Origin of the sequence: Pseudonocardia sp. DSM 110487 (assembly GCF_019468565.1) — a bacterium.
Classification (GTDB): domain Bacteria; phylum Actinomycetota; class Actinomycetes; order Mycobacteriales; family Pseudonocardiaceae; genus Pseudonocardia.
Genome location: NZ_CP080521.1, coordinates 7,106,207 through 7,118,881, shown reverse-complemented (window position 1 = coordinate 7,118,881; position 12,675 = coordinate 7,106,207). Strand labels below are relative to the sequence as shown.

Annotated in this window: 11 protein-coding genes; 9 read left to right on the top strand and 2 right to left on the bottom strand. The window is 72.3% G+C overall.

Annotation, left to right across the window (positions count from 1 at the left end; genetic code table 11):
* Positions 1–59 precede the first annotated feature (59 nt).
* Genes K1T35_RS33305 through K1T35_RS33270 form a run of 8 tightly spaced genes read left to right on the top strand, consistent with a single transcriptional unit; the run spans position 60 to position 8,711 of the window.
* Positions 60–1,568, top strand: a complete 1,509-nt coding sequence (locus tag K1T35_RS33305; protein ID WP_220255729.1) for an FGGY-family carbohydrate kinase — start codon at positions 60–62, stop codon at positions 1,566–1,568.
* Complete coding sequence (locus K1T35_RS33300; RefSeq protein WP_220255728.1) at positions 1,565–2,230, top strand: histidine phosphatase family protein; 666 nt, start codon at positions 1,565–1,567, stop codon at positions 2,228–2,230. The genes K1T35_RS33305 and K1T35_RS33300 overlap by 4 nt, the downstream gene beginning before the upstream one ends.
* Positions 2,227–3,663 (top strand): ABC transporter substrate-binding protein, encoded by a 1,437-nt coding sequence (locus K1T35_RS33295; RefSeq protein ID WP_255621017.1) that lies wholly within the window; start codon positions 2,227–2,229, stop codon positions 3,661–3,663. Before K1T35_RS33300 ends, K1T35_RS33295 begins: the two co-directional genes overlap by 4 nt.
* A 12-nt stretch (positions 3,664–3,675) precedes the next feature.
* Positions 3,676–4,614, top strand: coding sequence for a carbohydrate ABC transporter permease (locus tag K1T35_RS33290; RefSeq protein ID WP_220255727.1), 939 nt, complete (start codon positions 3,676–3,678; stop codon positions 4,612–4,614).
* Positions 4,614–5,483 carry a carbohydrate ABC transporter permease gene (locus tag K1T35_RS33285; protein WP_255621016.1) on the top strand — a complete coding sequence of 290 codons (870 nt, stop codon included), beginning with the start codon at positions 4,614–4,616 and terminating at the stop codon, positions 5,481–5,483. The genes K1T35_RS33290 and K1T35_RS33285 overlap by 1 nt, the downstream gene beginning before the upstream one ends.
* Complete coding sequence (locus tag K1T35_RS33280) at positions 5,483–6,595, top strand: ABC transporter ATP-binding protein (protein ID WP_220255726.1); 1,113 nt, start codon at positions 5,483–5,485, stop codon at positions 6,593–6,595. The genes K1T35_RS33285 and K1T35_RS33280 overlap by 1 nt, the downstream gene beginning before the upstream one ends.
* A complete protein-coding gene (locus K1T35_RS33275; protein WP_220255725.1) occupies positions 6,592–7,674 on the top strand; it encodes an ABC transporter ATP-binding protein in 1,083 nt (360 codons plus the stop codon). The genes K1T35_RS33280 and K1T35_RS33275 overlap by 4 nt, the downstream gene beginning before the upstream one ends.
* Positions 7,671–8,711: an NAD(P)-dependent oxidoreductase gene (locus tag K1T35_RS33270; RefSeq protein ID WP_220255724.1), complete on the top strand. Its 1,041-nt coding sequence runs from the start codon at positions 7,671–7,673 to the stop codon at positions 8,709–8,711. Before K1T35_RS33275 ends, K1T35_RS33270 begins: the two co-directional genes overlap by 4 nt.
* A gap of 1,216 nt (positions 8,712–9,927) precedes the next feature.
* Here the strand turns inward: K1T35_RS33270 and K1T35_RS33265 are convergent.
* Complete coding sequence (locus K1T35_RS33265) at positions 9,928–10,794, bottom strand: LysR family transcriptional regulator (protein ID WP_220255723.1); 867 nt, start codon at positions 10,792–10,794, stop codon at positions 9,928–9,930.
* Between the two features lie 89 nt (positions 10,795–10,883).
* On the opposite strand from K1T35_RS33265, the gene K1T35_RS33260 reads away from it, so the two are divergent.
* Positions 10,884–11,762: an NAD(P)H-binding protein gene (locus K1T35_RS33260; RefSeq protein ID WP_220255722.1), complete on the top strand. Its 879-nt coding sequence runs from the start codon at positions 10,884–10,886 to the stop codon at positions 11,760–11,762.
* Here K1T35_RS33260 and K1T35_RS33255 read toward each other — a convergent pair.
* A complete protein-coding gene (locus K1T35_RS33255) occupies positions 11,751–12,530 on the bottom strand; it encodes a phosphotransferase (RefSeq protein ID WP_220255721.1) in 780 nt (259 codons plus the stop codon). The genes K1T35_RS33260 and K1T35_RS33255 overlap by 12 nt on opposite strands.
* Positions 12,531–12,675: the final 145 nt, after the last annotated feature.

The following is a 12,675-nucleotide window of genomic DNA, read 5'->3' as shown; positions in this document are numbered from 1 at the left end:
GAGATGAGGGCCGTCTTACTGTGTCGCCGCGCACAGCTGCGTCGAACGAAGGAGCACCGGTGCCCGAACCCTCGCCCGTCGAGGACCCACTCTGGGTGGGGATCGACCTCGGCACACAGGGTGTGCGCGCCGTGCTCGTGGACGGCGCGGGCGCCGTGCTCGGCAGCGGGTCGGCGCCCCTGGGTAACGACGTGCGCGGCGATGGGCGGCACGAGCAGGACCCCGCCGACTGGTGGCGGACCACCTGCCTCGCCACCCGCGTCGCGCTCGCCGGGCGAGGCGAGCGGCCCGTCGGCGGCGTGAGCATCGACTCGACGTCCGGCACCCTCGTCGTCCAGGACGCGCAGGGGAACCCGGCAGGGCCCGCGCTGATGTACGACGACCGGCGAGCGGCCGCCGAGGCCGTCCGCGTCCAGGACGAGGGCGCCGAGCTGTGGACCGCGCTCGGGTACCGGATGCAGGCGAGCTGGGCGTTGCCGAAGGTGGCCTGGCTCGTGGCCGAGGATGTCGTGCCGGCGGGGCACCGGCTCGCCCACCAGGCCGACCACATCGGCGCGCGCCTCGCCGGTCACCCCGTGCCCACCGACTGGAGCCACGCGCTCAAGACCGGCTACGACCTGCTCGGCGACGCATGGCCGACCGCCGTGCTCGACCGCCTGGGCATCGACCCGGCGCTGCTGCCGCCCGTGGTGGCCCCCGGCGAGCGGGTCGCCACGGTGTCCGCGGCCGCCGCCGAGGAGACGGGCATCCCCGCCGGCACGCCGATCGTCGCCGGGATGACCGACGGGTGTGCCGCGCAGGTGGCCACGGCCGCGCTTGCGCCGGGGCAGTGGTGCTCGGCGCTGGGTACCACGCTGGTGCTGAAGGGCTCGACGCCCGACCTGCTGCACGACCCGTCCGGCGCCGTGTACTGCCACCGCAACCCCGACGGCGGCTGGCTGCCGGGCGGCGCGTCCAGCACGGGGGCGGGCGTCCTCGCGAGCGAGCTCCCCGGCGCCGACCTCGACGCGCTGACCGAGCGCGCGCGGGAGCGAGGGGTTCCCGCGGGCGCCACCTACCCCCTGGCGGGCCGGGGGGAGCGGTTCCCGTTCGTCGCGGACGGCGCGGAGGGGTTCGACATCGGCGGCCCGGCCGACCCGGATCCGGCCACCCGGTTCCAGCGGGTGGCGCACGGCGTCGCGTACGTCGAGCGGCTCGCGTTCGACGTGCTCGCCGGGCTCGGCGCCGACGTCTCCGGCCCGGTGATCGCCACCGGTGGGGCCAGCAACAACGACTGGTGGACCCAGCTGCGCGCCGACGTGCTGCAGCGCCCGGTCGCCGTCCCGGAACACGCCGGCTCCGCGGTCGGCTCGGCCGTGCTCGCCGCGGCCGCGCCCGGACGGCTCGCGGCCACCGCCGCCGAGATGGTGCGGATGCGACGAAGGTTCGAACCGGATCCCGGCCGAGCGGACGAGCTGACGGACGGCTACGGCAGGCTGGTGGTGGCGCTCGAGGAGCGGGGTTGGCTCGAGCCGACGTTCAGGAAAGCCACATCCCTGAACTCAGGGACCGCGGGCGGTGCCTCGTGAGCACCGAACTCACCCTCGTTCGGCACGGGCGGACCGTCTGGCACGCCGAGAACCGTTACGCGGGGGTGAGCGACGTCCCCCTCGACGACACCGGGCGCGCGCAGGCCGTCGCGCTCGCCCGGTGGGCCGCCAACCAGCACTTCGACGTCCTGGTCTGCTCCCCGGTGCCGCGCGCGGTGGCCACCGCCGCGCCGGTGGCCGCCGCGCTCGGGCTCCGGCCCGAGGTGGTCACCGACCTGCGGGAGGTCGACTTCGGCATCGCCGAGGGCCGCACCCTCGCGGAGCTTCGCGTGAGCCACCCCGAGGCCGCAGAGGCCTTCGTCGCCGACCCGGTGGCGCACCCGTTCCCCGGCGCCGAGTCGCCGGCCGCTGCCGCCGAGCGCGCGGTCGGCGCGCTGCGCGACGTCGCCGCCCGCAACGAGGGCCGGTCCGTGCTGGTGGTCGCGCACAACACGCTCCTGCGCCTCGCGCTGTGCACGTGGCTGGGCATCCCCCTCGCCCGATACCGCGCGGTGTTCCCGCGGCTGGAGAACGCCGCAGCCACCCGCCTGCGCGTGCCGGCCGACGCCGCCGCCCCGCCGGCGCTGCTGGCCCTCAACGTCCCCACCTCACCGGCCGTCACCGCAGACGAGCCGGCCCCGACCGCAGGGAGGACCGCATGACCCGCCGCGAGCTCTGGAACCCCACTAGGCGCGACCTGCTTCGCATGTTCGGTGTCGGCGGCGCAGCCGTCGGCGCATCGTCGCTGCTCGCCGCGTGCGGCCTCGGCACCGGCGGTGGTGAATCCTCGACCGAGAACGGTGCCGCCGAGGTCACCGGCGGGTTCGACTGGCGCAAGGCCGAGGGCACCGAGATCTCGGTGCTGCAGACGCCGCACCCGTACCAGGTGGCGTTCCAGCCGCTGCTGGCCGAGTTCACCGAGCTCACCGGCATCACGGTGAAGGCCGACCTGGTGGCGGAGGCCGACTACTTCACGCGCCTCAACACCGAGCTCGCCAGCGGCGCCGGCAACTACGACGCGTTCATGACCGGCGCCTACTTCATCTGGACCTACGGGCCTCCCGGGTGGATGGAGGACCTGAAGCCCTGGCTGCAGAACAGCTCGGCCACCAACCCCGACTACGACTTCGAGGACATCTACGAGGGCCTGCGCCGGTCCACGTCATGGGACTTCCAGGTCGGCAGCCCGCTGGGCACCGGCGGGCAGTGGGCGATCCCGTGGGGCTTCGAGACCAACGTCCTCTGCTACAACAAGACCGAGTTCGACCGCCGCGGCATCCGGCCCGCCGAGACCTTCGACGACCTCATCCAGCTCGCCACCGACCTCACCGACCGGGCCAGCAACAAGTACGGCATCGCGTTCCGCGGGTCGCGGTCGTGGGCCACCATCCACCCGGGTTTCATGACCCAGTTCACCCGCGAGGGCTGCAAGGACTACGAGAAGCAGGGCGACCAGCTCCAGGCGACCATGAACTCGCCGCAGGCCGTCGACTTCACCCGCAAGTGGGTGGAGCTCGCCCGCTCGGCAGGCCCGACCTCGTGGACCAACTACGAGTACCCCGACTGCACCGGCGACCTGGGCGCGGGCACCGCGATGATGGTGTACGACGCAGACTCGGCCACGTACCCGCAGAACATCGCGGGCAACAGCGCGCAGGCGGGCAACCTCGCATGGCACCCGGGCCCTGCCGGCGCGGACGGCAGCTACGACACCAACCTCTGGACGTGGTCGCTCGCCATGAACTCGGCCTCGCAGAAGAAGCTCGCCGCGTGGCTGTTCATCCAGTGGGCCACCGGCAAGGACGCCCAGACCAAGGCCGTGCAGACCGGGCAGGCCGGCTTCGCCGACCCCACCCGCCAGTCGGTCTTCGACGGCGCGTTCAAGCAGACGCTCGGCAACTTCCCCGGCTACCAGGAGACCTTCGAGAAGGTCATCGCCTCCACCGACATCAAGTTCACGCCGCAGACCCAGTTCTTCGAGACGACCGAGGAGTGGGCCGTGGCCCTGCAGGACATCTATGCGGGGCAGGATGCGAAGACGCGCCTGGACGCGCTGGCGGCGGCCAACACGACGGCGGTGAACCGTGCGAGCTGACGGAGGGCCTTCGTGACCACCACCGCCCCACCGAGGACCCCGACACCGGCCGTGCAGCGCGAGCCACGGCCGGTGCCGGCCTGGCGGCGCGGGCTGCGGCCGTACGTGCTGTCGATCCCGGCGGTGCTGATCATCGTCGGGATCCTGTACCCGTTCGTCCTCGGCGCCTACTACGCGTTCCTCAACTACGCGGCGGTGGTGCGCCGCCCGGTGTTCATCGGGCTGGCGAACTTCGCCGAGATCCTGTCCGACCCGGCGTTCTGGACGAGCGTGCGGGTCACGCTGCACTACGCGGTGGCCGCCACCGTGGTCGAGACGGTGCTGGGTATCGGGATCGCGCTGCTGCTCAACCGGTCGACCCTGATCGGGCGGATCTTCGAGCGGGTGCTGATCCTGCCGCTGATGATCGCGCCGGTGATCGCGGGCGTGATCTGGGGGCTGATGTTCAACCCGCAGTACGGCGTCCTGAACTACGTGCTGGGCCTCGGCTCGACGTTCGACTGGCTCGGTGAGGGCACGGCGATCTGGTCGGTGATCCTCGTCGACGTGTGGATCTACACGCCGTTCGTGGCGATCCTCGTGCTGGCCGGGATCCGGTCGCTGCCGAAGGAGCCGTTCGAGGCGTCGGCGGTGGACGGCGCGAGCTGGTTCTACATGTTCCGCCGGCTCATGCTGCCGATGATGTGGCCGTACATCCTGGTAGCGGTGATCTTCCGGTTCATGGACTGCCTGAAGATCTTCGACCACGTCTTCGTGCTGACGGCGGGCGGCCCTGGCGACGCCACGCGCACCCTGCAGATCGGCGCGTACCAGAACTCGATCATCCAGCTGCAGTACTCGCAGGGCAGCACGTACATGTTCCTGCTCTGGGCGATCGTCTTCCTGACCGCCCGCTACCTGGTGAGCGTGCTGGGCAAGGCCCAGCGGCGCGCCGCAGGATCGGAGGAATAGTGGCTTCTAGGGAGCTGGGGCCGGGGGAGCGGCGGTTCTCGCCGGCGTCCGTCGGTGCCGATGCCGCGCTGCTGGTGTGGTTCGTGTTCTCGCTGTTCCCGCTGGTCTGGATGGTGCTGCTGGCGCTCAAGACCAATGCGGAGCAGATCAGCACCTACTTCGCGTTCACCCCGACGCTGTCGAACTTCGCCACCGTGCTCTCGTCGGAGGGCGAGCGGCTGACGAGCGTGAACTTCACCGACGCGATCCTCACGAGCGTGATCAACTGCGTGGGCGCCGTGATCGTCTCGCTCGTGATCGGCATCCCGGCGGCGTACGCGGCGGGCCGCTGGCAGTACCGCGGCTCGAACGACGTGATGTTCACGATCCTGTCGTTCCGGTTCGCGCCCGAGCTGATGGTGATCGTGCCGCTCTTCGTCATCTACAACCAGATCGGTCTGTTCGACACGAACGTCGGCATGATCTGGGTACTGCAGCTGGTGACGATGCCGCTGATCGTCTGGATCCTGCGCTCCTACTTCCAGGACATGCCCGCCGAGCTGGAGCAGGCGGCGCTGCTCGACGGCTACACGCGGCGGCGCGCGTTCGTGATGGTCGCGTTGCCGCTGGTGCGGCCGGGGATCGCGGCGGCGGCGCTGCTCGCGTTCATCTTCGCCTGGAACAACTACGTGTTCCCGCTGATCCTCACCGGCAGCCAGCACACACCGGTGACCGTGGCCGTCACGCGGTTCCTCGGTGGCGGCGGGCAGGCCTACTACAACCTGACGGCCGCGGCCGCGCTGATCGCCGCGCTGCCGCCGCTGCTCGTGGCGCTGTCGATCCAGCGGTACCTCGTGCGCGGGCTGTCGTTCGGGGCGGTGAAGGCGTAGTGGGATCACTCTCGGTCAAGAACCTGACCGCGCGCTACGGGAAGACGGTCGCCCTGCACGGGATCGACCTGGAGCTGGCCGACGGCGAGTTCTTCGTGATCCTCGGCCCGTCCGGGGCAGGCAAGACCACCACGCTGAAGAGCGTGGCCGGGCTCGTCGACGGCGCGCGGGGCGAGATCCGCATTGCCGGCCGCGACATGACCGGTGTCGAGCCGTACGACCGCGGCGTCGCGATGGCGTTCGAGAGCTACGCGCTCTACCCGCAGAAGACGGTGGAGGAGAACCTCGCCTCCCCGCTGCGCTCCGGCCGCAACGGCACCTGGACGCCGCAGGAGCAGGCCGAGCGGATCAAGCAGGTCACGATGACCCTTGGCATCGACCACCTGCTGAAGCGCTTCCCGCGCGAGCTGTCCAACGGGCAGCGCCAGCGCACCGCGCTGGGCCGGGTGCTGGTGCGTCCCGCGGATGTCTACCTGCTCGACGAGCCGCTCTCGCACCTGGACGCCAAGCTGCGCGCCGCCATGCGCGCGGAGCTCAAGCAGCTCGGCGAGCTCTCGGGCACGACCACGCTGTACGTCACGCACGACTACCAGGAAGCCCTCGCCCTCGGCGACCGGATCGGGGTGTTGCGCGAGGGCAGGCTGGTGCAGGTCGGCACGCCCGTGCAGGTCTGGACGGAGCCGGTGGACACCTTCGTCGCCCGCGCGCTCGGCCAGCCCGAGATGAACCTGCTGGACGCAGGCGTCGAGGGCGGGATCGCGCGGGTCGGCGACGCCTTCACCATCGGAGCGCCGCCGGACGCCGACGGTGCCGTGCAGGTCGGGATCCGGCCGAGGGACCTGGAGATCGTGTCCGGCGACCCGCCCGCCGAGCGGCTCGTGCTGCGCGGGCAGGTCGCGCTGGCCGAACGGCTCGGGCGGTTGGTGGAGCTGTCCGTGGACGTGGCCGGGGTTCGGATCATCACGGTCACCTCCGACCATCGCGTCCACGAGGGCGATTCCGTCACCCTCGCCGCCGACTGGGGGCGGGTGCACGTCTTCGGGGCCGACGGCGCCCGGCTGGGCGCCGCGCGGCGCCCGGAGGGCGCGGCGCTCACGGGAGGGACCCGATGACCACTCCCACGGCGCAGAGCCTGCGGCTGGAGTCGCTGCGCAAGACCTACACCGCCCGCGGCCGAGAGCCGTTCGAGGCCGTGAAGGGCATCGACCTCGACATCGAGCCGGGCGAGCTGGTGGCGCTGCTCGGCCCGTCCGGGTGCGGGAAGACCACCACGCTGCGGATGATCGCCGGGCTGGAGACCGTGACGGCCGGGCGGATCGTGATCGGCGACCGTTCCGTGGGCGACCTGCCGCCTGGCAAGCGAAACGTGGGCGTCGGGTTCGAGAGCTACGCGCTCTACCCGCCGCTGACGGTGCGGGAGAACCTCGCGTACGGGCTGAAGGCGCGGCGGGCTCGCGACGCGAACGCCCGCGTCGACGCGATCGCCGAGCGCCTCGAGATGACCGAGCTGCTGGACATGCGGCCCGCCAACCTCTCCAGCGGACAGAAGCAGCGGGTGGCGCTCGCCCGCGCGCTGGTGCGCAACCCGCCGGTGCTGCTGCTGGACGAGCCGCTCTCCCACCTGGACGCCGGGCAGCGCCAGCGGGTGCGCCGGGAGCTGAAGGTGCTCCAGCGCGAGTTCGGCTACACCACGATCGTCGTCACCCACGACCAGCTGGAGGCGCTCAGCCTCGCCGACCGGATGGCCGTCATGGACGCGGGCGTGATCAAGCAGTTCGGCACACCCGACGAGATCTTCGACGTGCCCGCCGACACGTTCGTCGCCGACTTCGTGGGGGAGCCGTCGATCACCTTGCTGCCCGGCGTCGGCACCGGCAGCGGCGTCCGGGTCGGCGGCGTGGGCGGGCTGGCCGCGGCGGTGCACGTGCCCGATGGCAAGGACGTGCTGGTCGGGCTGCGGCCGCAGGACTGCCATCCGACCGAGGGCCCCGGCCTGGAGGGGACCGTTCTGGTGTTCGAGGACCTGCTCGAGTTCGGGCTGGCCACCGTGGAGCTGCCCGGGGTGGACACCCGGGTCGTCGCGCAGGTGGAGCCGGGTCACCCGCTGCGGGCGGGTGACCCGATCACGATCGGGGCGCCACCGGAGCGCGTACACGTCTTCGACCCGGCTACCGGAGAGCGGCTCCGATGAGCGTGGTGGTGTGTGCCGGAGACGAGTTCATCTCCGCCGACCTGCTCGCCCGCGCGCTCGTCGAGGCCGGTGTCGAGGCGGAGTTCCGCCGGATCGACACGGCCTGGCCCACCGAGCCGTTCGGGTCCCTGGACGGCGTGCGCGAGGCGGCGGGCGACCCGGCCCGGATCGCGGAGCTGGTACGTGGCGCCGATGCGCTGGTCACCCACCTCGCCCCGCTCACGGCCGAGGTCCTGGAAGCCGGCAAGGGGTCCCTGCGCGTGGTCGGCGTGACCCGGGGCGGGCCGGTGAACGTCGACGTGCCCGCGGCGACCGCCGCCGGCGTGCTCGTCGCGTACCTGCCAGGGCGGAACCTGGGCGCGGTGGCCGAGTTCTGCGTCGGCACGATGATCTGCGCGATGCGGGGCCTCCCGGCCGCGGCCGCGGGCCTCGCGGCAGGGCGCTGGGACGCCGCTGGGTTCCGCTACGAGCGCACCGGGCTGGAACTGCGGGCCGCGACCGTCGGGCTCGTCGGGCTGGGCGCGGTCGGGCTGCGGGTGGCCGAGCTGCTGCGCGGCTTCGGCTCCCGGGTGCTCGCCCACGACCCGTACGCCTCCGCGGAGGACGCCGAGCGGGTGGGCGTCCGGCTGGTGGACCTGCCGGAGCTCCTGGGCGCGAGCGACGTCGTCAGCCTGCACGCGCGGCTCACCCCCGAGACGAAGCAGATGATCGACACGGCCGCGCTCGCCGCGATGCGCCCCGGGTCGGTGCTGGTCAACACCGCCCGTGGGGAGCTGGTCGACACCCGCGCGCTCGACGACGCGCTGGCGGCCGGTCACCTGCGCGCCGCCGTGCTGGACGTGTTCGACCCGGAGCCACCCGCCCCCGACGACCCCCTGCCGCGGCGGCCCGAGGTGTTCGCCACGCCCCACCTTGCGGGCGCGTCCCGTCAGGTGGCGGAGGAGTCGGCGGCCCGCATCGCGAAGGAGGTCGCCGCGGTGCTGTCGGGTGGCCGCCCGTCGAACTGCGCCAACCCCGAGTTGCTGGACGTGCCCTAGTCCTACAGCCGGATTTTGTGATCATTGGTGTTTCGGCGCTGCCGCTGGGCCCCGTTCGGCGGTGGCCGCGCCCATGATCCGCAGTATCGGTTGCTCATGGCTGTGGCGACAACCATGAGCACCCGCTACTTGCGATCTTCGCGGGCATGATCTGGAGTTTCGGGTGCTCATGGTCGCGGGTGCAGCCATGGGCACCCGATAGTTCCGATCTTGCCCGCCGCCGATCGGGCGCCTGGCGGTCGGGGCGCGATCGGGTCGATCCAACGGGTCGGTCTGGTCGAGCATCTGCCGGTGGGCGCGCCGTTCCCGGCCCGGGCCGCCCGGCGCCCGCCTCGTGATCCGGGCTCCGCGTGTGTGTCCGCGGCTGCATCGACCCAGTCGCCTTGCGGGGGTGGCTGGGTTGGGTGCACTACCGTCCCCTGGGGTTGCGTGGGCGGCCGTCCCCGACGCGGGCACAGGCCCGTTGCGACGAGACCGTCCTGCCGGGTGCCACGCGACCGGCTGTGGTCCCGACCCTCCACACCCAGCCCATCTCCTGGATGATCACGGCCAGACGACCCCAGGGTCAGGGCCCACGCGCAGGCCCATGATCAGCAGGACCGGACACCCGCTGCAGGGGTGCCTCCCCGGTCAGAACACCAGCCGCAGGGGTGCAGCCAGGTCCCGATTCCGCTGATCACACCCCAGATTCCAGCCGTGGCCAGGGGCGAGGACGGGACCACAGCCAGATGCGTAGCACCCAAACCGCGGCGGTCTCGTCGAGAACGGGCGTGCCCCCGCGTCGGGGACGGCCGCCCGAGCAACCACATGATCCGGTAGCGCACCCAACCCAGCCACCCCCGTCCGGCACCGGGCCGTACCCCGGGGAGGCGTTCCGCGGAACACACCCGCGACCGAGCGGTGATCAGCGGCTCGGCGCGAAACCCGACGCCCCGCGTCGGGAAAGGCGCCGACCTGATGATCACAGGCTCGCCGGACCGCCCCACCCGGGAGCTGCGGGAGCCCGGCGCGCTCGTTCTCGGGTGGCGCGCCCGGTCGACGGGGTGTCTGACCTGCGACGGGCTGCGTCGACCGACACGGGTTGCGCCGGCAGCTCCGCCGTGCCGAGATGTGGCCGAGCCCTGCGATCAGAGGAATGATCACGAAGTCCGGCTGGGGTACTAGAGCTTGCCCGCCGTGATCGCCAGGATCGGGACATAGTGCTCACATATGAGCGTTATGTCCCGGTTTCGATGATCATGGACGCCCGGCCGCGGTCCTCGAGGGACGTCGCGGCCCGTACCAGGGCCGCGGTGGCCTGCGAGCGGGACTGCTGGGGCCATGCGATCGCCAGTACGGCGGGTGGCGCGTCCGGGACGGGGCGGTAGGCGACGCCGGGGCGCGGGTACCGGACGCTGACCGACTCGGGCAACAGCTGGACGAGCTCGCCGAGCTCGACGAGCGTGAGCAGCGGGGCGAGGCCGTGCATCCCGCGCCGCGCGGCGGCTCTCGGGTCGAGGTAGCGGCGCAGCTCGCCGTGGGGGATGCCGAGATCGGCGAGGCGGAGGTCGTCCCGGGCGGCGAGCGGGTGAGCCGCCGGGATCGCGGCGACGCGCGGCTCGACCGTCACCGTCTCGGCATCGAGGCCGGTGCGGTCGAACGGCTCGTGGACGAGCGCGGCATCGGCCTCGCCCTGGCGAAGGAGCTGCGGCTGTTCGCCCCACTCGCACAGGTGGATGGCCACGGGCCGGGCCGCGGGGTCGGTGGAGTAGCGGGCCAGGATCGCGTCCAGCAGGTCTGCTCCGCCGTCCGCCTTCACGGCGAGGACCAGCTTCGGCTCGGGGCCCGCCGCGCGTCGCGTGCGCCGTTCTGCGGCCTGCAGGGCGTCGAGGGCGATCCGCGCCTCCTCCAGCAGCACAGCGCCGGCCGGGGTCAGGGCCACGCTGTGGGTGGTGCGCTCGAAGAGGGCGACGTCGAGGTCCACCTCCAGCCTGCGGATGGCGCGGGACAGCGGTGGCGAGGAGATGCCGAGCCGCTCGGCCGCGCGCGTGAAGTTCAGCTCCTCGGCGACGGCGACGAAATAGCGCAGCGGACGGGACTCCACGGCCTCCCCGATCGGTATTGCCCTGAGGGTAACAAGTGGGAGCAGCGTGATCCTTCAGTTCCGCGGTGCGCAGGCGCACCGTTGTCGACATGATCGTCATCACCACGCCGACCGGCCACATCGGCCGGCACGTCCTCGACAACCTCCTCGGCCGCGCGGAGAAGGTCCGTGTGATCGTGCGCGACCCCGAACGCCTCGCGCCCGACGTGCGCGAGCGCGTCGAGGTGGTGCGGGGCTCGCACGATGACCGGGACGTCGTCATGGCGGCTCTCACCGGTGCGCGCACGGTGTTCTGGCTCGTCCCGCCGAACCCGCGCGCCGAGAGCATCCAGGAGCATGTCCTGGGCTTCGTGCGACCGCTGTGCGAGGCCGTCGACCGCCATGGCGTCGAGCGCGTCGTCGCCGTCTCGACCCTGGGGCGGGGGATCACGCGGAACGCCGGTCAGGTCTCGGCGACCTACGCCATGGACGACCTGATCGAGAGCACCGGAGTGCACTACCGATCGCTGTGCCCGCCGTCGTTCATGGAGAACCTGCTCTGGCAGGTCGAGTCCATCAGGAGTCATGGCGCGTTCTTCTCCTCGCTGTCCGGGGACCGGGTGTTCCTGACCTGCGCGGTGCGCGACATCGCGGCGACGGCGGCGCCCCTGCTGGCCGACGACTCGTGGACCGGACAGGAGAGCGTGCCGATCGTCGGCCCCGACCTGCTGTCCTCCGATGACATGGCGCGGGTCATGTCGGAGGTGCTGGGCCGGTCCGTCCGGTACCAGCAGATCTCCGAGGAGGCCTACGCGGCCACGCTCCTGCGCACCGGGATGTCCGAGGCCTGGGTCCGGGGGATGGTGGCCATCGCCGCCGCGACCGATCGGGGCACCTACAACTGCGGCCCGGCCGACCCGACCGCACCGACGAGCTTCCGCCAGTGGTGCGAGGAGGTCCTGAAGCCTGCAGTGCTCTCAGCGGAGTAGGGCCGCCAGCCACTCCTCCTCGTGGATCTCGGCGTATCCGGCGTCCCGGCGCCAGACCTCGCCGTGCCCCTCCGCCCACAGGCGTGCCCACGGCTGCGTGCCGTTCGCGTGGCCCGTGGCGAGCAGGTCGTACATCGCCCGGGAACGGCGGGCGAGCATCGGTGCCAGGCGGCGTCTCTGCTGCTCGTCGAGCCCGTAGGCGTCGGCGAGTACGCGCACGCGGGCCGCGGCGTCCGGGCGTTGCCAGCCTGGATCCGCCGAGAGCGGGACGAAGGCCTTCACCGCGTAGGCGAGGTCCCACAGCCGGGAGCCGGGGCCCGCGACGTCCCAGTCGATGAAGGTCCAGGCGTCGCCGTCGGTCACCAGGTTCCACGGCGCAAGGTCGTGGTGGGCGATGATCTCGCCGCCGCCGTCGTCCTCCGGCGGGATGACGACCCGCCATGCCGCGTCCGGCGGCGGGGTGAAGCCCGCGACCGCGTCGTGGAACTCGCGAATCATCCGGCCGACCCTCGCCAGCCGGGCTCGCGGCCCGACCTCGGCGAACCGGTCCGGCCACACCGTGTCCCCCGGTACGAACTCGAGCACCTCACGGCCCTTCTCGTCGAGCCCGAGCGGGCGCGGCGCAGCCCGGAACCCGACCTCGTGCAAGTGGACCAGCAGTGCGTGCACGGCCGGGGTCCAGGGGCCTGCGGGGCGGCGCACGGTGTCGCCGACCCGGACGACACCGGCGCTGACGTTGCCCCCGGCGAGCGGGATCTCCTCGAGCACGCCGGACAGCGTCGCCCACGGCGCCTCGGCGCCGCACCCCCGTTGCGTGTCCGGTGCTCATGATCCTCACGCGCGGCTGATGGCCAGACTCCATCGGCGTGGTTTGGCGTCGACGCGGCGTAGGTGCGTGGCGGCGTCGGTGAGC